The organism is Streptomyces sp. NBC_01244 (genome assembly GCF_035987325.1).
Taxonomy (GTDB): domain Bacteria; phylum Actinomycetota; class Actinomycetes; order Streptomycetales; family Streptomycetaceae; genus Streptomyces.
This window is the reverse complement of record NZ_CP108488.1, coordinates 2,709,381-2,730,432: the sequence shown is the minus strand read 5'-3', so window position 1 is coordinate 2,730,432 and position 21,052 is coordinate 2,709,381. Positions and strand designations below refer to the sequence as shown.

At 72.4% G+C, this 21,052-nt stretch carries 22 protein-coding genes, 1 tRNA gene and 1 pseudogene; 13 read left to right on the top strand and 11 right to left on the bottom strand.

The annotated features are described in order from the left end of the window. Window positions 1–43: 43 nt before the first annotated feature. Window positions 44–457, top strand: a pseudogene (locus OG247_RS12085) (flavin reductase family protein); the annotation flags it as partial. A 47-nt stretch (window positions 458–504) separates the two neighbouring features. On the opposite strand, the gene OG247_RS12080 reads toward OG247_RS12085, so the two are convergent. Further along, window positions 505–1,176, bottom strand: coding sequence for a PadR family transcriptional regulator (locus tag OG247_RS12080; protein ID WP_442813602.1), 672 nt, complete (start codon window positions 1,174–1,176; stop codon window positions 505–507). Between the two features lie 116 nt (window positions 1,177–1,292). Here OG247_RS12080 and OG247_RS12075 point away from each other — a divergent pair, with 116 nt between their 5' ends. From OG247_RS12075 to OG247_RS12065, 3 genes are read left to right on the top strand one after another with little or no spacing between them, the layout of a single operon-like run. Then, the gene (locus tag OG247_RS12075; RefSeq protein ID WP_327252239.1) at window positions 1,293–2,423 is read left to right on the top strand and encodes an LLM class flavin-dependent oxidoreductase; all 1,131 of its coding nucleotides are present in this window, start codon (window positions 1,293–1,295) and stop codon (window positions 2,421–2,423) included. A gap of 3 nt (window positions 2,424–2,426) precedes the next feature. After that, window positions 2,427–3,203: an SDR family NAD(P)-dependent oxidoreductase gene (locus OG247_RS12070; protein ID WP_327252238.1), complete on the top strand. Its 777-nt coding sequence runs from the start codon at window positions 2,427–2,429 to the stop codon at window positions 3,201–3,203. Then, window positions 3,200–4,096 (top strand): alpha/beta hydrolase, encoded by an 897-nt coding sequence (locus tag OG247_RS12065; protein WP_327252237.1) that lies wholly within the window; start codon window positions 3,200–3,202, stop codon window positions 4,094–4,096. Before OG247_RS12070 ends, OG247_RS12065 begins: the two co-directional genes overlap by 4 nt. 15 nt (window positions 4,097–4,111) lie before the next feature. Here OG247_RS12065 and OG247_RS12060 read toward each other — a convergent pair. Then, window positions 4,112–4,186, bottom strand: a tRNA-Ala gene (locus OG247_RS12060). Between the two features lie 67 nt (window positions 4,187–4,253). Here OG247_RS12060 and OG247_RS12055 point away from each other — a divergent pair. Both OG247_RS12055 and OG247_RS12050 read left to right on the top strand, forming a co-directional pair. Beyond that, on the top strand, window positions 4,254–4,580 hold the full coding sequence (locus OG247_RS12055) for a hypothetical protein (RefSeq protein ID WP_327252236.1): 327 nt from the start codon (window positions 4,254–4,256) through the stop codon (window positions 4,578–4,580). 43 nt (window positions 4,581–4,623) lie between these two features. Then, on the top strand, window positions 4,624–4,971 hold the full coding sequence (locus OG247_RS12050) for a hypothetical protein (RefSeq protein ID WP_327252235.1): 348 nt from the start codon (window positions 4,624–4,626) through the stop codon (window positions 4,969–4,971). A gap of 140 nt (window positions 4,972–5,111) precedes the next feature. On the opposite strand, the gene OG247_RS12045 is transcribed toward OG247_RS12050, so the two are convergent. Genes OG247_RS12045 through OG247_RS12030 form a run of 4 tightly spaced genes read right to left on the bottom strand, consistent with a single transcriptional unit; the run spans window position 5,112 to window position 8,955 of the window. Then, entirely contained in the window at window positions 5,112–6,269 is a 1,158-nt protein-coding gene (locus OG247_RS12045) for an acetyl-CoA C-acetyltransferase (RefSeq protein ID WP_327252234.1), read from the bottom strand. Window positions 6,270–6,315: 46 nt separating this feature from the next. Beyond that, window positions 6,316–6,951, bottom strand: a complete 636-nt coding sequence (locus OG247_RS12040) for a TetR/AcrR family transcriptional regulator (RefSeq protein ID WP_243330338.1) — start codon at window positions 6,949–6,951, stop codon at window positions 6,316–6,318. A gap of 40 nt (window positions 6,952–6,991) precedes the next feature. Continuing rightward, on the bottom strand, window positions 6,992–7,810 hold the full coding sequence (locus OG247_RS12035; RefSeq protein ID WP_327252233.1) for an SDR family oxidoreductase: 819 nt from the start codon (window positions 7,808–7,810) through the stop codon (window positions 6,992–6,994). Beyond that, complete coding sequence (locus tag OG247_RS12030; protein WP_327252232.1) at window positions 7,807–8,955, bottom strand: acyl-CoA dehydrogenase family protein; 1,149 nt, start codon at window positions 8,953–8,955, stop codon at window positions 7,807–7,809. Before OG247_RS12030 ends, OG247_RS12035 begins: the two co-directional genes overlap by 4 nt. Before the next feature lie 46 nt (window positions 8,956–9,001). On the opposite strand from OG247_RS12030, the gene OG247_RS12025 reads away from it, so the two are divergent. Genes OG247_RS12025 through OG247_RS12015 form a run of 3 tightly spaced genes read left to right on the top strand, consistent with a single transcriptional unit; the run spans window position 9,002 to window position 12,029 of the window. Beyond that, the gene (locus OG247_RS12025; RefSeq protein ID WP_327252231.1) at window positions 9,002–9,895 is read left to right on the top strand and encodes an enoyl-CoA hydratase; all 894 of its coding nucleotides are present in this window, start codon (window positions 9,002–9,004) and stop codon (window positions 9,893–9,895) included. Next, the gene (locus OG247_RS12020) at window positions 9,895–11,040 is read left to right on the top strand and encodes an acyl-CoA dehydrogenase family protein (RefSeq protein ID WP_327252230.1); all 1,146 of its coding nucleotides are present in this window, start codon (window positions 9,895–9,897) and stop codon (window positions 11,038–11,040) included. Before OG247_RS12025 ends, OG247_RS12020 begins: the two co-directional genes overlap by 1 nt. Further along, window positions 11,040–12,029 (top strand): acyl-CoA dehydrogenase family protein, encoded by a 990-nt coding sequence (locus OG247_RS12015; RefSeq protein ID WP_327252229.1) that lies wholly within the window; start codon window positions 11,040–11,042, stop codon window positions 12,027–12,029. The genes OG247_RS12020 and OG247_RS12015 overlap by 1 nt, the downstream gene beginning before the upstream one ends. On the opposite strand, the gene OG247_RS12010 is transcribed toward OG247_RS12015, so the two are convergent. From OG247_RS12010 to OG247_RS12000, 3 genes are read right to left on the bottom strand one after another with little or no spacing between them, the layout of a single operon-like run. Next, complete coding sequence (locus OG247_RS12010) at window positions 12,005–12,397, bottom strand: YrdB family protein (RefSeq protein ID WP_327252228.1); 393 nt, start codon at window positions 12,395–12,397, stop codon at window positions 12,005–12,007. The two genes, OG247_RS12015 and OG247_RS12010, sit on opposite strands and share 25 nt — an antisense overlap. Before the next feature lie 54 nt (window positions 12,398–12,451). Further along, window positions 12,452–13,255: a class I SAM-dependent methyltransferase gene (locus tag OG247_RS12005; RefSeq protein ID WP_327252227.1), complete on the bottom strand. Its 804-nt coding sequence runs from the start codon at window positions 13,253–13,255 to the stop codon at window positions 12,452–12,454. Between the two features lie 53 nt (window positions 13,256–13,308). Continuing rightward, complete coding sequence (locus OG247_RS12000) at window positions 13,309–13,962, bottom strand: response regulator transcription factor (protein ID WP_327252226.1); 654 nt, start codon at window positions 13,960–13,962, stop codon at window positions 13,309–13,311. 228 nt (window positions 13,963–14,190) lie between these two features. Between OG247_RS12000 and OG247_RS11995 the strand changes: the two genes are divergently transcribed. From OG247_RS11995 to OG247_RS11980, 4 genes are all read left to right on the top strand, one after another. Then, window positions 14,191–15,357, top strand: coding sequence for a peptidoglycan DD-metalloendopeptidase family protein (locus OG247_RS11995; RefSeq protein ID WP_327252225.1), 1,167 nt, complete (start codon window positions 14,191–14,193; stop codon window positions 15,355–15,357). 154 nt (window positions 15,358–15,511) lie between these two features. Beyond that, entirely contained in the window at window positions 15,512–16,717 is a 1,206-nt protein-coding gene (locus OG247_RS11990) for a sensor histidine kinase (RefSeq protein WP_327252224.1), read from the top strand. 126 nt (window positions 16,718–16,843) lie between these two features. Then, complete coding sequence (locus OG247_RS11985; protein WP_112447913.1) at window positions 16,844–17,047, top strand: cold-shock protein; 204 nt, start codon at window positions 16,844–16,846, stop codon at window positions 17,045–17,047. 119 nt (window positions 17,048–17,166) lie between these two features. Further along, on the top strand, window positions 17,167–18,858 hold the full coding sequence (locus OG247_RS11980; protein WP_327252223.1) for a DEAD/DEAH box helicase: 1,692 nt from the start codon (window positions 17,167–17,169) through the stop codon (window positions 18,856–18,858). A gap of 120 nt (window positions 18,859–18,978) precedes the next feature. On the opposite strand, the gene OG247_RS11975 is transcribed toward OG247_RS11980, so the two are convergent. Beyond that, window positions 18,979–19,911, bottom strand: a complete 933-nt coding sequence (locus OG247_RS11975; protein WP_327252222.1) for a tyrosine-protein phosphatase — start codon at window positions 19,909–19,911, stop codon at window positions 18,979–18,981. Between the two features lie 31 nt (window positions 19,912–19,942). Then, on the bottom strand, window positions 19,943–21,049 hold the full coding sequence (locus OG247_RS11970; protein WP_327252221.1) for an NAD(P)H-dependent flavin oxidoreductase: 1,107 nt from the start codon (window positions 21,047–21,049) through the stop codon (window positions 19,943–19,945). Window positions 21,050–21,052: the final 3 nt, after the last annotated feature.

The following is a 21,052-nucleotide window of genomic DNA, read 5'->3' as shown; positions in this document are numbered from 1 at the left end:
CGGTTAGGCATATACCTAGTAGAAATAATCAGGGAGGGTTCTCATGAGGGAGGAAGCCATGTCCGACATGAAGTCGGTCCTGTCCAGCTTCTGCACCGGCGTCGCCGTCATCACGGCATGCGGAGCCGACGGCCGTCCCGTGGGGATGGCCGTTCAGTCCTTCTCTTCCGTATCCCTGGACCCGCCGCTGGTCTGCTTCTGCCCGGCGCGCACGTCCACCACGTGGCCCCGGATCCAGGCGGCGGGAGCTTTCGCCGTCAACATCCTCGCCGCCGACCAGCAGGAGCTGTGCCGTCGGTTCGCCGTCACCGGGGGCGACAAGTTCGCCGGGGTCCCCTGGCGGGCCGGCGGGAACGGCGCGCCCCTGCTGGACGGGGTCCTCGCCACCGTCGCATGCGATCTCGAGGCCGTCCTGGACGGCGGCGACCACGCCATCGCGCTGGGCCGGGTCACCGCCCTGACGGCGCACCGCGAAGGCGCGCCGCTGCTCTACTTCCGGCGCACCTACGGGCGCTTGCCGGGCTTGCCGGGCTTGGCGGGCTTGGCGGGCGCCGAATCCGGGGCCGGGGCGGGGCCCGGGGTGCGCCCGTTCTCCAGCGCCGCAATGTCGTCGAGCATGGCGGCGGCCAGGTCGCGCTCGGAGGCGTAGTACCGCTCCGCCCACTTGAGGGTGAGCGTCGGGTACGCCCACGAGGCCTCTTCCCTGGCACCCTCCGCGTCGGCCACCGCGCGCCGCCGCATCTTCTCCGCGAACTCCTGGTGCTGTGCGAGGACTTCGCGCATCTGCTCCGGCTCCAGCAGGTGGCCGAGCCACAGCCGCAGCATCGGCCCGTGCTTGAGCACCGGCGGGTCCACGGGTGCTTCGCGCGCCCAGTGCCGTACGGCCGTCATGCCCTCGTCCGTGATCCGGTACACCCGCTTGTCGCGGCTGCCGGTCTCCTGGGCGACCATCCGCGAAGAGGCGTAGCCGGCCTTCTCCAGCCGCTTGAGCTCGCTGTAGATCTGGCTGAAGGACGGGCTCCAGTAGAAGAAGCGCAGCGACCAGTCCGACCACTTCTTCAGGTCGTAACCGGAGAGCTCCTCTCCGAAGGAGAGCAGCCCGAGCACCGCCCAGCTGGTCGCGGGGAGCGTCCGCCCGTTCGTCTCTTCTGCCGCCTCGTTCGTCACGCAGCGCAGTCTACGACCGGTCTTCGTGGCGGCCCTTCCCCCGACAGGTTATGACTGCTAGAAGTATTCCTATTCGAAATACATCTCTGATGTGCCGTGCGCAGCGCACGGCTGGGAGGTCCCCCGTGAAGTTCTCGATGATCTTCGAGGCGCAGCTCGTCGACCCGACGCCCGAACGCGAGCGCCAAGTCATCCACGACTGCGTCGAACAGGCCGTGTTCGCCGAGGAGATGGGCTTCGACCGGATCTGGGCCGTGGAACACCACGCCCTCACCCAGTACGCCCACATGAGCGCCTCCGAGATCTTCCTGACCTGGGTCGCCGCCCGGACCGAGAAGATCCGCATCGGCCACGGCGTCGTCACCATGCCCTTCGGCTACCAGCACCCGGTGCGCGTGGCCGAACGCGCCGCCATGCTCGACGTGCTCTCCGGCGGCCGCGTGGACATCGGCGCCGGCCGCGGCGCCACCCGCCAGGAGATGTCCATGTACGGGGTCCGCCCCGAGGACACCTACCCGCAGATGGAAGAGGCGCTGCGGATCTTCTCCTCCGCGTGGCGCGAGGAGAAGTTCGAGTGGCACGGCTCCATCGACATCGGCCCCGGCGCGATCCTGCCCCGCCCGGTCCAAGGCCCGCACCCGCCGCTCTTCATGGCGTGCTCCAAGCACGACACCCTCAAGCTCGCCGCCGAACTGGGCATCGGAGCCCTCGTGATGGGCTTCGCCGGCGCCGACGACGTCCGCACCATGCGCAAGGTCTACGACGAGGCCATCGCCACCCGCAGCGGCGACCGGTTCGTCTCCACCGAGGTCAACGACCACCTCTCCGCGCTCTGCCCCACCATCGTCCTCGACGACGCCGAACGCGCCCTGCGCCTGGGCACCCGCGGCCAGCGCTTCTTCGCCGAGTCCATCGCCCACTGGTACGGCAACGCCCCCGAGCCGACCGGCTACTCCGAGGACGAGACCGCCGAGGAGCACGTGGCCGCACTGGACAGGGGCCGCGAGGAGCTGGTCGCCAAGCTCCACGGAGCGAACATCCCGGCCCGCCCCGTAGACACCGGCACCTACAACGCCGAGCATGCCTACGGCAACGCCCAGACGGCCATCGCCTACGTCGAGCAGCTGCGCGAGATCGGCGTCGACGAGGTCATGTGCCTGATCCAGATGGGCACCGTCCCCCAGGAGGCCTGTATGGAGACCATCCGCCAGTGGGGCGAGAGCGTCATCCCGCACTTCCGCGCCCTGGAGGGCTGACCCGTGAGTCCCTCCCTCGACGGCAAGCTCCCCAACGGCAAGGTCCCCAACGGCAAGGTCCTCGACGGCAAGGTCGTCGTCATCACCGGCGCCGGACGCGGCCAGGGCGCGGCCGAGGCCCGGCTGTGCGCCGAGGCCGGAGCGCGGGTCGTGGTCACCGACATCCGGGAGGAGGAGGGCCGCGCGGTCGCCGCCTCCCTCGGTGGCCAAGGCCTCTACGTACGCCACGACGTGGCCGACGCCGACAGCTGGGCGGAGGTGGTCCGCGAGGCCGTACGCGCCTTCGGCACGGTCTCCGCCCTGGTCAACAACGCCGCGCTGTGGCGCACGGCCCACGTGGAGCGCCAGGGCCTCGAGGACTTCGAAACCCTCCTGCGGGTCAACCTGCTCGGGCCGTTCCTCGGCATCCAGGCCGTGGCCCCGGTCCTGCGCGCCGCCGGAGGCGGCTCGATCGTCAACGTCTCCTCCACCGCCGGACTGGTCGGCATCCCGGGCCACGCGGCGTACGGATCGAGCAAGTTCGCCCTGCGCGGGCTGACGAAGTCCGCCGCACTGGACCTGGCCGGGGACCGGATCAGGATCAACTCCGTGCATCCGGGGGCGATCGACACCCCGATGGTCAGCGAGGCCGTCGCGGGACGGGACTGGTCGCACCTGCCGCTGGGGCGGATCGGGCGGCCCGAGGAGGTCGCGGAGCTGGTCCTCTTCCTCTGCTCCGAGGGCTCCTCGTACATCACGGGCGCGGAGTTCACGGTCGACGGCGGGATGACGGCGCGATGAGCGGCACCGGTACGGGATCCCTGTCCCCGGCGGCCCGCGGGCTGTGCGACGCGATGGCGGCCGTCTTCCCCGGCCCGGGGGACGTGGCGGCCCTGCGGGCGGCCGCGTCGGGCTCCCCGCGCGGCGGCGTGGAGGTGGCCTCCGTACGGGACGCGGTCGCGGACGGCGTCCCCGTGCGGATCTACGACCCGGCGCCCGGCTCCGGAGGCCGCCCGCTGACGGTGTTCTTCCACGGCGGGGGCTGGGTGATGTGCGGGCTGGACACCCACGACGCGCTGTGCCGGGCGCTGGCCGTGGCCTCGGGCGCGGTGGTGGTGTCCGCGGACTACCGCCTCGCGCCCGAACACCCGTGGCCGGCGGCGCCCGACGACGCGCTGACGGTGCTGCTGTGGGCCCGGGCGCGGGCGGCCGAACTGGGCTGCGACGCCGCGCGGCTGTTCCTCGCCGGGGACTCCAGCGGAGGCAACCTCGCAGCCGTGACGGCCCTGCGGGCCCCCGGACTGGCCGCCGGCCAGCTGCTGTTCTACCCGCCGCTGGACGCCTCGATGGAGCACCCCTCCGTAGCCGAGTTCGCGCAGGGGTACTTCCACACGGCCGCGCACATGGCCTGGTACTGGGACCAGTACGGCGGCGACCCGGCCCACCCGCACGTCTCCCCGCTGCGGGCCCCCGACCTCTCGGGGCTGCCGCGCACCCTGCTGGTCCTGGCCGACTGCGACGTCCTGCGGGACGAGGGCCTGGCCTACGGGCGCAGGCTGGGGGAAGCCGGCGTGGACTGCGGGATCCAGCTGGTCCCCGGGGTCTTCCACGGGTTCCTCGGCCTGCCGCTCCCCGCCGCGGGCGCGGCGATCGCGGCGGCGGGGGCGTGGGTGGCGGCGACGGCCGCGAAGTAGGGGGGAGGGGAGGGGGGCTGGGCGGCCGGATTCGAACCGGCGTCCTCCTCCATGCTGTGTAGGCGCACTACCTCTGTGCTACGACCCAGCCCTTGCCCCGGATCCTAGCCGCGGCCCCGCCGAAGGCGCACGCGGATATCCCCGGCATGATGTGCGCATGTCGATATCGGTCCCGGGGGCCCTGGCGCGCAACTCCCTAGCCCTCGCAGCGGAGTTCGCCGCCGCGCTACTGATGCGCGGCTCCCAGCCGCACTGGCTTCCGATCATGCTGGCCCTGGTCGCCCTCGTGTCCGGACTGCCACACGGCACCGAGGCCGGCTTCGTCCACCGGATCGTCCTCGCGCTCGGCGCGGTGGCGATCGCCCTGTCCGCGGCCCAGGGCCTGGACGCACCCGACCCGCTCCTCTGGCAGGCCCTGACCGGAGCCCTCGCCCTGACCCAGACGGTCTCCCTGACCCGCCTCTCGCGCCGTGCCGCCGTCTGAAAAGGGCTGGTCGGAGCCGTGGCCGCCCGCCTACGCTGCGCCCATGTCCCCTACAACGACCCTGTGGCGCCCGACGGGCCCGGTGGAGCTCGGACTGGTCCGCGACCTCGACTGGCGTGCCTGGCCGCCGCGGCTGCCGGAGCAGCCCATCTTCTACCCCGTGCTGAACGAGGACTACGCGGTCCGCATCGCCAGTGACTGGAACGTCAAGCACGGCGGTGCGGGGTACGTGACGCGGTTCGAGGTGGACTCGGCGTTCCTGGAGCGCTACCCGGTCCAGCAGGCCGGCGGGGAGACCATCCTGGAGCTGTGGGTTCCGGCGGAGGAGCTGGACGAGTTCAACGCGCACATCGTGGGGCGGATCGAAGTGGTGCGCGAGTTCCATGCGTGAGCGGGGCGGGAGGGGGCTTGTCCCCTACCCGCCCTTCGCCCGTTCCCCGGGCTGCGCCCGGACCCCTCCTGGGGCTGCGCCCGGACCCCTCCGGGGGCTGGCCCCCGGGAGCGGCGCCGCCCCGGACGACCCGCCGGAGGCTAGAGCCGCTCGATGATGGTGACGTTGGCCTGGCCGCCGCCCTCGCACATGGTCTGGAGTCCGAAGCGGCCGCCCGTGCGCTCCAGTTCGTGCAGGAGGGTCGTCATCAGCTTGACGCCCGTCGCGCCCAGGGGGTGTCCCAGGGCGATCGCGCCGCCGTTGACGTTGACCCGCTCCGGGTCCGCGCCCGTTTCCTTCAGCCAGGCCAGGACCACCGGGGCGAAGGCCTCGTTGATCTCGACCAGGTCGATGTCGGAGAGGGACATGCCCGTCTTCTTCAGGGCGTACGCCGTCGCCGGGATCGGCGCCGACAGCATGCGGATCGGGTCCTCGCCGCGCACCGACAGGTGGTGGATGCGGGCCCGCGGGCGCAGCCCGTGTTCCCGTACCGCCCGCTCCGAGGCCAGCAGCATCGCCGCCGCGCCGTCCGAGACCTGGGAGGACACCGCCGCCGTGATCGTGCCGCCCTCCATGACGGGCTTGAGACCCGCCATCCTCTCCAGGGTGGTGTCGCGGCGCGGGCCCTCGTCCACCGACACGGCCCCGTAGGGCACGATCTCCCGCTCGAAGCGGCCCTCGTCGATCGCGCGCAGCGCCCGCCGGTGCGAGCGCAGGGCGAACTCCTCCATGTCGAGGCGGGAGATGCCCCACTTCTCGGCGATCAGCTGGGCCCCGTGGAACTGGTTGACGGGGGAGTCCCCGTACCGGGCGCGCCACCCCGCCGAGCCCAGGTACGGGCCCTCGATGAAGCCCAGCGGCTCCGCCGCCTGCCGCGAGGCGAAGGCGATCGGGATCATCGACATGTTCTGGGTGCCGCCCGCGACCACCAGGTCCTGGGTGCCGGACATGACGCCCTGCGCCGCGAAGTGCACGGCCTGCTGCGAGGATCCGCACTGGCGGTCGATGGTGACGCCGGGGACCTCCTCGGGGAGCCCCGCCGCCAGCCAGGCCGTCCGGGCGATGTCGCCCGCCTGCGGCCCCACCGTGTCGAGGCAGCCGAACACCACGTCCTCCACGGCCGACGGGTCGATCCCGGACCGTTCGACGAGGGCCCTCAGAACGTGTGCCCCGAGGTCGGCCGGGTGGACCTCGGACAGGCCCCCCTTGCGCCGCCCCACGGGGGTGCGTACCGCTTCGACTATGTAGGCCTCGGGCATCGGAACTCCTCAGGGATATCCAGGCATGTGCCGGGGATGTGCGGGATTACGTTCGTGTGGCGATGCCGTCCAGAACCATCGACAGGTACTGGCGGGCGATCTCCTCGGGGCTGTGCTGGCCGCCCGGCCGGTACCAGGAGGCCGCCACCCACACCGTGTCGCGCACGAAGCGGTAGGTGAGGCGGATGTCCAGGTCGGCGCGGAAGACCCCGTCCGCGACCCCTCGCTCCAGCGTCCCCAGCCACGCCTTCTCGAACTTGACCTGCGAGTCGGAGAGGTAGTGGAAGCGTGGCTGGACCGACAGGTGCCGGGACTCCTTCTGGTAGATGGCGACCGCGGCGCGGTGCCGGTCGATCTCCCGGAACGATTCGGTGACGAGGGCCTCGATGGTCTCCCTGGGGCCGAGACCGGCGGCGAGGACGGTGTCGTACCCCTCCCACAGCTCGGTCAGGAAGGCGGAGAGGATCTCGTCGAGCATCGATTCCTTGGAATCGAAGTGGTAGTAGAGGCTGCCGGCGAGCATGCCGGCGGCGTCGGCGATCTTGCGGACGGTGGTGGCGTTGTAGCCCTGCGCGGCGAAGACCTCGGCGGCGGTGTCGAGGAGTTCGCGGCGGCGTTCGGGCGACGCCGTCACCTGGGGCTTCTTCTTGGCCGTCGGTGCGATCGGCTTGTTCGTTGGCACGGGTCCATTCTGGTACTGCGCCGGCCGGTCATCCGACGCCCTACGCGTGCTGACTGCTGACCGACACGGTCTCGCCCGTCATGTACGACGAGTAGCCGCTGGCCAGGAACACGATGACGTTGGCCACCTCCCAGGGCTCGGCGTACCGGCCGAAGGCCTCGCGGGCGGTGAGTTCGGCGAGCAGCTCCTCGCTGGTGACCTTCACCAGGTGCGGGTGCATCGCCAGGCTCGGCGCGACCGCGTTGATCCGTACGCCGAACTCCGCGGCCTCCAGCGCGGCGCAGCGGGTCAGCGCCATCACCCCGGCCTTGGCGGCGGCGTAGTGGGCCTGACCGGTCTGGGCGCGCCAGCCGATGACGGAGGCGTTGTTGACGATCACCCCGCCCGCGCCGGAGGCCTTCATGGACCGCATCGCGGTGCGGGTGCAGCGGAAGGTGCCGTTCAGGGTGACGTCGAGGACGCGGGACCACTGGTCGTCGGTCATGTCGACGAGGTTCGCCGTGCCGCCGAGCCCGGCGTTGTTGACGACGAGGTCGAGGCGGCCGTGGAGCCGCTCGGCGAGCGCGAAGAAGGCACCCACCTGCTCCTCGTCGGTGACGTCGCAGGGCAGCGAGGCGACCCGGTCCGCGCCGAACTCAGCGGCCAGCGCCTCCTCGCTCTCCTTGAGGCGGCGGGCGTGCGCGTCGCCGATGAGGACGCGGGCGCCCTCCTCCAAGAAGCGCCGTGCGGTCGCCCCGCCGATGCCGGCCCCGGCGGCCGCGGTGATCACGGCGCTCCGGCCGGTCAGCAGTCCGTGGCCGGCCACGTACTCGGGTGCGTTGCGGAGCACGTTGCCGGAGCGGTCTTCCGGTGCGTTCATGCCCGGACCTCCTTGGGAAGGCCGAGGATGCGCTCGGCGACGATGGTGCGCTGGATCTCGTCGGAGCCCGCGTAGAGGGTGTCGGAGCGGGAGAAGAGGAAGAGCCGCTGCCAGTCGTCGAGGTCGTACGGGTCTCCGTGCGCCCCCGCCGCCAGGAGCGAGGCGGCTCCGCAGACGTCCATGGCGAGTTCGCCGAGGTCCCGGTGCCAGCGGGCCCAGTACAGCTTGGCCGTGGACGGGGCGACTCCGGGCCGCAGTGCGGAGGCGCGCATGGTCTCCAGGCCGATCCAGGCCCGGACGAGCCGGTCGCGGATCAGCGGATCGGCCATCGCGCCGTTGCGCTTCGCCAGCGCGGCCAGGTCCTCGAGCTCGCGGCGGAAGCCGACCTGCTGGCCGAGGGTGGAGACGCCGCGTTCGAAGCCGAGGGTGGCCATGGCGACGGCCCAGCCCTCGCCGGGCGCGCCGACCACGTGGGCGGCGTCGGTGCGGGCCCCGTCGAAGAAGACCTCGTTGAACTCGGAGGTCCCGGTCAGCTGCACGATGGGCCGGACCTCCACCCCGGGCTGGTCCATCGGGACCAGGAGGTAGGACAGCCCCGCGTGCCGGCGGGAGCCCGGCTCGGTGCGGGCGACGACGAAGCACCACTGGGAGGCGTGGGCCAGGGAGGTCCAGATCTTCTGGCCGTCCACCACCCACGCGCCGTCCACCAGGGCGGCCCGGGTGCGGATGTTGGCCAGGTCCGAGCCGGCGTCGGGCTCGCTGTAGCCCTGGCACCACAGCTCCTCCACGGCCCGGATGGGCGGCAGGAAGCGCCGCCGCTGCTCCTCGGTGCCGTGCGCGATGAGAGTGGGGCCGAGGAGCTGCTCGCCTATGTGGTTCACGCGCGCGGGCGCGTCGGCCAGCGCGTACTCCTCGTGGAAGGCGATCTGCTGCGCGGTGCTCGCGCCGCGGCCTCCGTACTCCACGGGCCAGCCCACGCAGGTCCAGCCGTGCGCCGCCATGTGCCGCTCCCACGCGAGGCGTTCGGCGAAGGCCTCGTGCTCCCGGCCCGGTCCGCCGCGGCCCTTGAGGGCGGCGAACTCACCGGTGAGGTGGGCCCGTAGCCAACTCCGAACCTCGGTGCGGAACTCCTCGACGCTGCTCATGGCCGTACGTTAACCTACCAAACACTTGTTAGGGAAGGATCCAAGGATGCCCGATGACACCCCCGCCCCGGTGCTCTACGAGCGCCGCGGCCCGGTCGCGTACGTGACCATGAACCGCCCCCGCTACCGCAACGCCCAGAACAGCGCGATGACCTACGCCCTCGACGACGCCTTCTACCGCGCCGCCGACGATCCCGCGGTCAAGGTCGTCGTCCTGGCCGGGGCCGGCGAACACTTCTCGGCGGGCCACGACATCGGCACCCCGGAGCGCGACGCGCACCTGCCCTTCGAACGCAGGGCGGGCCTGTGGTGGGACCACTCCCGGCGCTCCGGCGCCGAATCCCGCTTCGCCCGCGAATCCGAGGTCTACCTCGGCATGTGCCGGCGCTGGCGCGAACTGCCCAAGCCCGTCATCGCCTCCGTCCACGGCGCGTGCGTGGCCGGCGGGCTGATGCTCGCCTGGGTCTGCGACCTGATCGTGGCCGGCGAGGACGCCTTCTTCGCCGACCCCGTCGTGCGGATGGGCATCCCGGGCGTCGAGTACTTCGCCCACCCGTGGGCGATGCCCCCGCGCATCGCCAAGGAGTTCCTCTACACCGGCGACCGGATGACCGCCCGCCGCGCCTACGAGATCGGCATGGTCAACCGGGTCGTCGAGCGCGCCGAACTGGCGGAGACCACCGACCGGCTCGCCCTGCGGATCGCCGAAATGCCCTCCTTCGGCCTCGCCCTCACCAAGCGGGCCGTCAACCAGGCCGAGGACCTCCAGGGCCTGCACACCGGCATGGACTCCGTCTTCGGGCTGCACCACCTCGCCCACGCCCACAACGCCGAGACCACGGCGGACTCGCTCGGCGGCATGGACATATCGGGAATGAAAGGTGCCGCGATGAAGGGCTCGGCGATGAAGGGCTCCGCGATGAAGGAGGCGAACAGCTGATGGACCTGAACCATGCGCCGCACGTGGAGGCCTTCCGGGCCGAGGCGCGCGACTGGCTGGCCGCCCACGTGCCCGCCACCCCCCTGCCCTCCCTGGAGACCCGCGAGGGCTTCGCCGCCCACCGGGAATGGGAGGCGCTCCTGCACTCCGCCCGCTGGGCGGTGGTGTCCTGGCCCGAGGAGTACGGCGGCCGCGGCGTGGACATCGAGCACTGGCTGGTCTTCGAGGAGGAGTACTGGGCCGCCGGCGCGCCCGGCCGGGTCTCGCAGAACGGCATCAACCTGCTCGCCCCCACCCTCTTCGACCACGCCACCGACGAGCAGCGCGCCCGCGTCCTGCCCTCCATGGCGAGCGGCGAGACGATCTGGGCCCAGGCCTGGTCCGAGCCGGAATCCGGCTCCGACCTCGCCTCCCTGAAGTCCCGCGCCGTGCGCACCGAAGGCGGCTGGCTGCTGTCCGGGCAGAAGACCTGGTCCTCACGGGCCGCCTTCGCCGACCGCGCCTTCGGCATCTTCCGCACCGACCCCGACGCCCCCAAACCCCACCAGGGCCTCACCTATCTGATGTTCGACCTGCACGCCCCCGGGGTCACCGTGCGGCCCATCGGCCGCCTCGACGGCAAGCCCGCCTTCGCGGAACTCTTCCTCGACGAGGTCTTCGTCCCCGACGCGGACGTCATCGGGGAGCCCGGACAGGGCTGGCGGATCGCCATGTCCACCACCGGCAACGAGCGCGGGCTCACCCTGCGCGCCCCCGGCCGCTTCCTCGCCGCCGCCGACCGCCTCGTGGACCTGTGGCGGAGCCACGGGGACCCGGCCGACACCGCACTGCGCGACCGGGTCGCCGACGCGGTGGTCGGAGCCCGCGCCTACCAGCTCTTCACCTGGGCCAACGCCTCCCGCTTCGCCTCCGGCGAGACGATCGGCGCCGAGTCCAGCCTGAACAAGGTGTTCTGGTCCCAGTACGACATCGCCCTGCACGAGAGCGCCCTCGACCTGCTGGGCCCCGACGCGGAACTCGCCGACGGGGAATGGGCCGAGCCGTGGATCTTCTCCCTCGCCGGACCCATCTACGCGGGGACCAACGAGATCCAGCGCGACATCATCGCCGAGCGGCTGCTCGGCCTCCCGAAGGGCCGTCGCTGATGCGCTTCCTGCCGACGGAAGAACAGTCGGACTTCGCCCGCACCCTGCACGGACTGCTCGCCGCCTCGGACGTCCCGGCGGCGGTACGGGCCTGGGGCGCGGGCGACCACACCCCCGGCCGGGCCGTGTGGGCGCGGCTCGCGGACACCGGGCTGTTCGCCCTCGCGGCCGACGAGGCCCACGGGGGCCTGGGCCTCATGCCGCCGGAGCTGGCGGGCGGGTTCGTGGAGCTGGGCCGCGCGGGAGTCCCGGGCCCGGTGGTGGAGACGGCCGCCGCCGCCGTACTCCTGACCCGGCTCGGAGACGAAGCACTGGCCAAGCGGTTCCTCCCCGGGCTGGTGGCGGGGGAGACCTCGGCCACCCTCACGCTGCCCGGCGGGGGCCCGTACGCCCTGGACGCGGACGCGGCCACCCACCTCTTCACGGTGTCCCCGGCCGGGGAGCTCCGGCTGGCCTCCGCCGCCGGCCCGCTCCGCACGTCCCTCGACCCCGCCCGCCGCCTGGCCCTCCCGGACGGCGGCGGCGAACTCCTCGCCACCGGCCCGGCGGTCACCGCGGCGGCCCGGGACGCCGCGCACTGGGCCCGGCTGCTCACCGCCGCCCAGTGCCTCGGCACCGGCGAGGCACTCCTCGCGCGCACGGTGGAGTACGCGAAGCAGCGCACCCAGTTCGGCACGGCGATCGGCGGCTTCCAGGCGGTGAAGCACCGGCTGGCCGACACCCTGCTCGGCCTGGAGTTCGCCCGGCCGCTCCTCTGGGCGGCCGCGCTCTCCCTGGCCCCCGGGGAGGTCGCCGCGGCGAAGCTGACCGCGGGCGAGGCTGCGTACGCGGCCGCCATGACCGCGCTCCAGCTCCACGGGGCCGTCGGCTACACCGAGGAACTCGACCTCTCCCTGTGGCTGCGCAAGGCCCGCCCGCTGCGCGACGCCTGGGGGAGCCCCTCGCAGTGCCGGGCCGCGGTGCTTCAGGAGCGGCTGCGGGCGCCGTAAATCCGAAGCGGGGTCGCCAGGGCGGTGTTCACCACCACGACCACCGTGAACCAGAGGGACGGCAGCCGGTGCCCGAGTGCGAGCAGCGCCAGGGCGGCGGCGCCGAACACCACCGCCTTCACCCCGAGCCGAGCGGCGAGCGGGACGGCGAACCGGGCCTTCGGCGCGGCGAACATCCCCCAGAGCACGGCGGCGGCGAGCGGCGCGGCCACCGCCAGGGCGATCGACCCCACCCGCCCGATGTCACGGGTGAAACCCCACCAGGCGAGCAGGCCCAGGGCCAGCAGCTCCAGCAGGAAGGCGAGGCCCTCGTTGGCGAGGAAGAACACCTTGACGGCAGGGGGCAGCGGAGAAGAAGAGGAGGACATGCCCGCCAGCCTCGTGCGGCCGGGGCGGAGGGTGCCACTCCGCCCCGGGCCGTCTCACAAGACGGCCACGCTGACGCTCACCACGTAGGGCTCCTGCACCGTCCCGTCCGGAAAGAGCGGGTCCAGCCGCTCCCGCTCGGCCTCCAGGAACGCCCGCGTCCCCGCCTCGCCCAGCAGCAGGAACGCGGAGTGGCTGGCCAGGTTCGCCAGGTGCGCATCCAGTGGGATCCGCCGGGACCACCGGACGGTCCGCGCGGTGAAACCCGAGTCGAGTCCGCGCGGGAGCGTGCGGAAGCCCAGCGCCCGGGCGCTCCCGCCGACCGCGCCGGCGCCGCCCGCGACATCGCCGCCCGGGCCGTCGGCCGCGAAGAAGGCACGGATCCGCTCGCCCTGCCCCGCGACCCAGCCGGCCGACTCGTCCAGGTCGTTCCACCAGATCGCGAGCGCCCCGCCGGGCTTCAGCACCCGGCGGGCCTCGGGCACGGACCGCGCCGGATCCGTCCAGTGCCAGGCCTGGGCGTACGTCAGGAAGTCGAAGGCGGCCCCGGCCAGCGGCAGCCGGTCCCCGTCCCCGCGCACGATCGGGATCCCCGGCCGGGTGCGCCGGAACTCCTCCGCCATCCCGTCCCCGGGCTCCACCGCCACCACCTCGGCTCCCCGGGCGCGCATCGGCGCCGTCCCGATCCCGGTCCCCGCGCCCACGTCGGCGACCCGGGCCCCGGCGAACCGGCGTCCGGCCAGCTCCTCGACGGCGTCGTACAGCGCCTCGGGATAGCCGGGCCGGTGCTGCCCGTAGAGAGCGGCGGCGCTGTCGAAGGACCGGGCCCGGGAGCGGGGAGTCGTCCGAGCTGTCGTCATGGTTGCCATTGTTTTCGACCGGGTCCGCTCCGGCCAGCCCTTCCGGGCAGGGCTCACGCGGCGCGGACCAGCCCCGCCTCGTAGGCGAGGATCGCGGCCTGGGTCCGGTTGGAGAGGTCGAGCTGAGTCAGGATCCGCGAGACGTACGTCTTCACGCTCGCCGGGGACAGGTGCAGCGCCTGCGCTATCTGCAGGTTGGTCCGGCCCTCGCCGACGAGCGCGAGGACGTCCCGCTCGCCGGGGGACAGGGTGGAGAGCTGCTCCGCGTGGTCGGGGGCCTCGGTGCGGGTGTCCGCCCGTTCCAGCAGCACCCGCATCACCCCGGGAGCCAGGGCGCTGCCGCCCGCCGCGACCGTGCGGATACCGGCGAAGAGCTCCTCGGGGCGCAGGTCCTTCAGCAGGAATCCGGCCGCTCCGGCCCGCAGCGCGTCCAGGACCAGGTCGTCCGCCGTGTAGCCGGTGAGGACGAGCACGCGCGGCGGATCCGGCAGCCGCAGCAGCTGCAAGGTCGCCTCCAGGCCGTCGACCTTCGGCATCACCAGGTCCATCAGCACCACATCGGGCCGGTGCGTGCGCGCCAGCGGCACGGCCTCAGCCCCGTCGGCGGCTTCCGCGACCACCTCGATGTCGGGCGCGCTCGCGAGCAGGGTCACCAGCCCCGACCGTATGAGGCTCTGGTCGTCGACCACCATCACGCGGATCGTCATGTGACCCACCTCCCCTGAATCCCCGTCTCATTGCGGAGATTACCGGCATAGCGGGACTTACGGCCCCTCAACCCTCCCTCCCCAGTCCCCTTTTGCTGTCCCGCTTGTCCTCTTTCGGCGACTTCGGGGACCCCCGTCCTCCCGGACGGTGGTTACCGAGGCAGAACGCACCACCGCTTCACCCGGTGCACCGGCCTCCGCCAATGTCCCCGAAGTCAGGAACTCCGCATGTCTTTCCCGTCTGCTCGTACCCTCGCCGGTCTCGTTGTCGCCGGTATCGCCGCACCCGCCGCCGTGGGTCTCGTGGCACAGCCCGCGTCCGCCGCGTCGGTCGGCACGTGGGACAAGGTCGCCCAGTGCGAGTCGACCAACGACTGGAGCATCGACACCGGCAACGGCTACTACGGCGGCCTGCAGTTCTCCTCCAGTACGTGGGCGGAGTTCGGCGGCCGGCAGTACGCCCCCCAGGCCGACCAGGCCACCAAGGCGCAGCAGATCGCCATCGCCGAGAAGGTCCTGGCGACCCAGGGCCCCGGCGCCTGGCCCTCCTGCGGCAAGCTCGCCGGCCTGCAGCGCGGCGGACCGGCCCCCGAGGCTCCCGCAGCTCCCGCCAGGGGCGCGGGCACCTCGACCGCGGACGAGAGCGCCGAGGCCCCGGCCGCCCCGAAGGCCCAGGGCGCGAACAACTACACCGTGGTCAGCGGCGACACCCTCGGCACCATCGGCTCCGAACTCGGCGTCAGCTGGGAGTCCCTCTACTCCGAGAACCGCTCGGTGATCGGGTCCGACCCGGACATGATCTTCCCGGGCCAGCGCCTCGCGTACGGCTCCGACTCCGGCGGCAGCACCCAGGCCGCACCGAAGCCCTCCACCTCGTCCACCTCGTCCACCTCGTCCAGCTCCTCGGAGTCCTCCGACTCCTCCGGCTCCTCCGACTCCTCGGATTCTTCGGAGTCCTCCGGCTCCTCCGACAGCGGCTCCAGCAGCAGCGCCGAAGGCGCCCTGCCCGTCTCGGGCGGCAGCATCTCCGCGCGCTACCACCAGGCGGGCGGCTGGGCCGCCGGCTACCACACCGGCATCGACTTCGCGGTGTCCACCGGCACCCCGGTCCGGGCCGCGGCCGCGGGCACCGTCGTCTCCTCCGGCTGGCAGGGCGCGTACGGCAACGCCGTGGTCATCAAGCACGACGACGGCCGCTACACCCTGTCCGCCCACCTCTCCTCGGCGACCGCCTCCGAAGGCGAGCGCGTCTCCGCCGGTGAGCAGATCGGCCGCTCCGGCAACACCGGCAACTCCACCGGCCCGCACCTCCACTTCGAGGTCCGCTCCAGCAACAGCTACGGCGCCGACGTCAACCCGGTCACCTGGCTGAACGGCCTCGGCGTCTCCGTATAAGGAGTCGGCCGGGCCGGCACGAGCCGGTTCACCAAGACCGGTTGACCCCACACGTGTCCCCCCGGGATGCCCCTTCGGCGGAAGGAGGGCAACCTGGGGGGACGTTTTGGCATGTTCTGCGCACTTCTGTGCGCCGACGGGGGGTGGTGGAGTCATGCAGGCCGTGCCCGGTCGCGCCGGACAGCTGCTGGAACAGGGTCTGCGGACCCTGACCGGGGAGGGCAGCGGGGCGCCGGACCCCGTGCGCGCCCGCCGCACCGACATCTGGCTCGCCCTCCTCTGCGGACTGCTCACCACGCTCAACCTCCACGACGTCCACCGCTTCGGCCTCGTCACGGACTACCGCACGAGCTTGGCCGCCGGCTGGCTCGCGGCGCTCTCCCTGCTCTGGCGCCGTTCCCACCCCTGGATGCCGGCCCTCGTGGCCACCGCCGCCACCGTCGTCTCCGACGACCGCGGCCCCCTCGTCTTCGCCGCCTACGCCCTGGCCGCGTACGGCCGCACCCACCGCTGGGGCGGGATCCTGCTGATGGCCGTCGTCTACGCCGCCACCCGTGACCTGTTCCTGCCGCTCGGGTACGCCGGGCGCGACCCCGCCTCCTTCGTCCTCGGCTCCATCCTCGTGCCCGCCCTGTACGGGGAGACCGTGCGCCGCAACCGGCACGTGGTGACCGCGCTGCGCGAGCGGGCCCGCCAGGCGCACGCCGCCGTCGACCAGGCGGCCGACCTGGCCGTCGTCCAGGAGCGCACCCGTTTGGCCCAGCGCACCCACGACGGGCTCGGTCACCGCCTCACGGCCCTCACGATGCAGGCCGCCGCCCTGCGCCTGGACGCCGAGGCCGATCCCCGGGTGCGGGAGGCCGCCGGCGCCGTGGAGGAGTCGGCGCGGGCCGCGATGGCCGAGGTGAGGGAGGTGCTGGACATGCTGACCGACCCCGCCGGCAGCCGGGCGTACACCTCGCCCGTGGACGTGGGCCGCTTCCTCGGCTCCCTCGCCCGGAACATGCGGGCCACCGGCATGGAGATCACCCACCACACCCAGCCCGGCCTGGGACCCTTCCCGGCGGCCGACGGGCGGCTGCTGCTGCGGATAGCCCGCGAGGGGCTCACCAACGCGGCGAAGTACGCCCCCGGCTCCGCCGTCCGGATGAATCTGTCCGCCGAGAGCGGGGAGATCCGCCTCGATGTGATCAACACCGCTCCGGAGGGGGAACGGATCGTCCTCGACTCCGGCGGGATGGGCATTCCGGGGCTCCGCCGCGCCCTCACGGAGGTGGGCGGGAAGCTGCGCGCCGGACCCACTCAGGACGGAGGTCACATGCTCGCGGCGACACTCCCCGACCGACGTGTGCTAGCTTAGAGCTCGTTGCAGTTGTGGTACCCATGAACTTTATGTGCGCCTGACGGGAATGCTCCGACAGGCGCTTTTATTGTTTTGCCGGAATCTCCGGATGGGGCCCTTTGCCGCCTATTCAGGAGATTTAAAATGGCACTTGGCACCGTGAAGTGGTTCAACTCGGAAAAGGGCTTCGGCTTCATCGAGCAGGACGGTGGCGGCCCGGACGTCTTCGCCCACTACTCGAACATCGCCACCCAGGGCTTCCGTGAGCTCAACGAGGGCCAGCGCGTGTCCTTCGACGTCACCCAGGGCCAGAAGGGCCCCCAGGCGGAGAACATCCTCCCCGCCTAAGGCAGTCAGCACGCCGGGGTCCGCACCGAGTAGGTGCGGGCCCCGGCTTGTCTGCTGTTTCGAACCATTTGATTGCAGTGCCTTAGTAGTACCTGCCGGTTTCAGGAGGGCTTTCCCGCATGACCAGCTCCAGCTCCGCACGACCCAGCCGCCGCCCCACCCGGGGTCGAGGTGCGGCCCAGGGACGTCCGAAGGCTGGCGCGGGACGGCAGAAGTCCGCCCCCGTAGCCAGGCCCCAAGAATTCACCATGCCCGAACCGCTGACCCCGGCCCTGCCGCCGGTGGAATCGTTCGGGGACATGGACATGCCCGAGGCGCTGCTGAAGACCCTCGCCGCCCAGGGCGTCACCGAGCCGTTCCCGATCCAGGCCGCGACCCTGCCGAACTCCCTCGTCGGCCGTGACCTGCTCGGCCGCGGCCGTACCGGCTCCGGCAAGACGCTGGCCTTCGGCCTGGCCCTGCTGGCCCGCACCGCAGGCCGCCGCGCCCAGCCGAAGCAGCCGCTCGCCCTGGTCCTCGTACCGACCCGTGAGCTCGCGCAGCAGGTCACCGACGCGATGGCCCCGTACGCCACGGCCGTCAACCTGCGGATCACGACCGTCGTCGGCGGCATGTCGATCAACCGGCAGTCCGGCGCCCTGCGCCGCGGCGCCGAGGTGCTCGTCGCCACCCCCGGCCGCCTGAAGGACCTCATCGACCGCGGTGACGCCGACCTCTCCCAGGTCTCCATCACGGTCCTCGACGAGGCCGACCAGATGACCGACATGGGCTTCATGCCGCAGGTCACCGCCCTGCTCAAGCAGGTCCAGCCCGAGGGCCAGACCATGCTGTTCTCGGCGACCCTCGACAAGAACATCGACAAGCTCGTCAAGATGTTCCTCACCGACCCGGTCGCCTTCTCCGTCGACCCGTCCGCCGGTGCGGTCAGCACGATGGAGCACCACGTCCTGTACGTCATGGACGAGACCGACAAGAAGGCCGTGGCCACGCGCATAGCCGCTCGCGACGGCCGGGTGATCATGTTCGTCGACACCAAGCGCGGAGTCGACCGCATGGTCAAGAAGCTCCTCGCCGACGGCGTCCGCGCCTCCGGCCTGCACGGCGGCCGCTCGCAGCCGCAGCGCAACCGGACCCTCGACTGGTTCAAGACGGGCGAGGTCACCGCGCTGGTCGCCACCAACGTGGCCGCGCGAGGCATCCACATCGACGACCTCGACCTCGTCGTCAACGTGGACCCGCCGACCGACCACAAGGACTACCTGCACCGCGGCGGCCGTACCGCCCGCGCCGGCGAGTCCGGCAGCGTCGTCACCCTGGTCCTGCCGGACCAGAAGCGCGACATGACCCGCCTGATGTCGGACGCCGGCATCTCCCCGCACACCGCGCAGATCAAGTCCTCCGACGAGGAGCTCGCGCGCATCACCGGCGCCAAGGAGCCCTCGGGCATCCCGGTCGTCATGGACGTGCCGCAGGCGACCCCGCCGCGTCAGCGTTCCGCCGGCCAGGCCGGCGGGGGCTCGGGCTCCGGCGCGCGCCGCCGCTCGGGCGGACCGCGTACGGGCTCCGGCACGGGCGCGGCTCCGGCGGCCGGGGGCGGCCGCGGCCGTCGCACCGGTGGCGGCGCCGCCGGTCAGGCTCCGGCCTCCGGCTCCGGCCAGGCCCGCCGTGGCCAGGGCGGACAGGGCGGTTCCACGGGCGGTTCCGGCGAGCGCGGCCGGCGTACCGGCGGCGCCCCCTCCGGTGGTGCGGCCGCGGCTTCGGCCCGCAGCCGCGTGGGTGGCGCCGGCCAGGGCCGCCGCCGCTCCGCCTGATCCGAGAAGTACGTAGGAACCACTGCACCTGTAAACCACTGCACCTGTAAACCACTGCGCCGGGCGGCACACGCCGCCCGGCGCAGTGGTGTTTTCCGGGGCCGGAGGCCAGGCCGGTGCCTAGCGGACCATCTTCACCTGGAGCTTCGCCAGGGTCCGCAGGTCCAGGCCGAGGCCGTCGGTGAGGTAGCCGTAAAGGCTGCCGTAGTCGGCCTCCATCTGCGCGGTCGCCGCGTCCAGGTAGTCCTGGCGGACCTCCTGGAGCGGGATCAGCAGATCGGGGTTCTGCATCCGGCCGGATGCCTTGACGCCCGCCCGCACCTGGGCGTCGTACGCCGCGCGGAAGGTGTTCGAGGCCAGGTAGTCGCGCTCGGCCGTGGCCTTCGGGACGGCCAGGGCGTTCAGCAGGACGTAGCTCATCCAGCCCGTCCGGTCCTTGCCCGAGGTGCAGTGGTAGAGCAGCGGGCCCTGGTTCCCGTCGGCGATCTCGCGGAGGGTGGCCGCGAACTGCGCCCGGTTCTCGGGGTTGGTCACGAACGCGCGGTAGACGTCGCGCATGTACGCCTCGGCGCGGCCGCCGCCGAGCATCTGCTCCTGCTTCACGGGGTCACCGCTGCCTATCGCGGAGATCAGCAGCCCGTACAGGCCGTTGTCGTTGACCGGGCGGGCGGTGGAGGTCAGACCGGCGGGCAGCTTGTCGGCCCCGTCGTACTGGACCTCCATGGGGATGCGGAAATCGAGGACCTTTTTGAGGCCCAGACCGCCGACGGCTGTGATGTCCGAGGCGGTCAGCTTGCCCAGTGCGTCGGAGCGGTAGACCAGTCCCTGACGAACTTGGCCTCCCGTCCAGGTGCGGTAGCCGCCGAGGTCGCGGACGTTGACCGCGCCCTGGAGGGGGATCTGGCGGATCGTTTCCGTCGACTGCGCGGGCCAGTGGTGGCGCGAGACGGAGGTGCTGTCGGCCGGCGCGGCGTACGCGGCGGCGGGCAGGGTCCCGATGGCGAGGGCGGAAGCGAGCACCGCGGTCGCCAGGCGGATTCGGGCACGGCTCATCTGGGTCAACTCCTGGAACGGAGAAGGGGAATCACCCTGGTGGTGGCAGGGTGCCGATCGGGTGTGGGGGGAGGGGGAGAAGCTGTGGGGGAGCGAGGCCCTGCAGCCGGTCCAGCACGGCGTGGGCCTCGGCCATGACGCGGGTGACGAGCTCCGCACAGGACGGAAGATCCTCGATCACGCCCGCGACCTGGCCCGATGCCATGACACCGAGGTCCGTACGGCCCTCGACCATGGACGCCTTGAGGAGCATGGGGGTGTTCGCGGCGAGCAGCACCTGGCTCCAGGACAGGTCCTTGCCGTGTTTCATCGCGAGGCCGTCCCGGACCATCTCCGCCCAGGTCAGACCCGAAAGCTTCTTGAAGCCGGCCGCGTGCCGCACCGCCTTGGCCAGGGCCTTCGCCCGGCCGGCCCGCTCCAGGGAAGCGACCAGCTCGCTGCGCAGCATCCGGTGCGGGAGCCCGTCCACGGCCGTGGTGACCGTGACGTCCTTCACGCCGGCCTTCAGGTACTCGGCCTTCACCGCGTCCGGGACCGTCGAGTCGGAGGTCAGCAGGAACCGGGTGCCCATGGCGATGCCCGCGGCCCCGTAGGCCAGCGCCGCCACCAGACCGCGGCCGTCGCTGAAACCGCCCGCCGCGATCACCGGGATGTCCACCGCGTCGACCACCTGCGGCAGCAGCACGGTCGTGGCCACGTCACCGGTGTGCCCGCCGCCCTCGCCGCCCTGCACGATCACCGCGTCCGCGCCCCACGCCGCGACCTTCTCGGCGTGCCGGCGGGCCCCGATCGAGGGGATCACGACCACGCCCGCGTCCTTGAGCCGCGCGATCAGCTCCCTGGACGGCGCCAGCGCGAAGGAGGCCACCCGGACGCCCTCGTCGATGATCAGCTGCGCCCGCTCGGCCGCGTCCCCGGCGTCCGCGCGCAGATTGACCCCGAACGGGGCGTCCGTACGGGACTTGACCTCGTGGACCGCCGCCCGCAGCTGCTCCATCGTCATGGTCGCCGAGGCCAGGATGCCGAGCGCGCCCGCGTTGGCCGCCCCCGACACCAGGCGCGGACCCGCGACCCAGCCCATGCCCGTCTGCACGATCGGATGTTCGACCCCGACCAGCTTGGTGAATGCCGTCTCCATCGG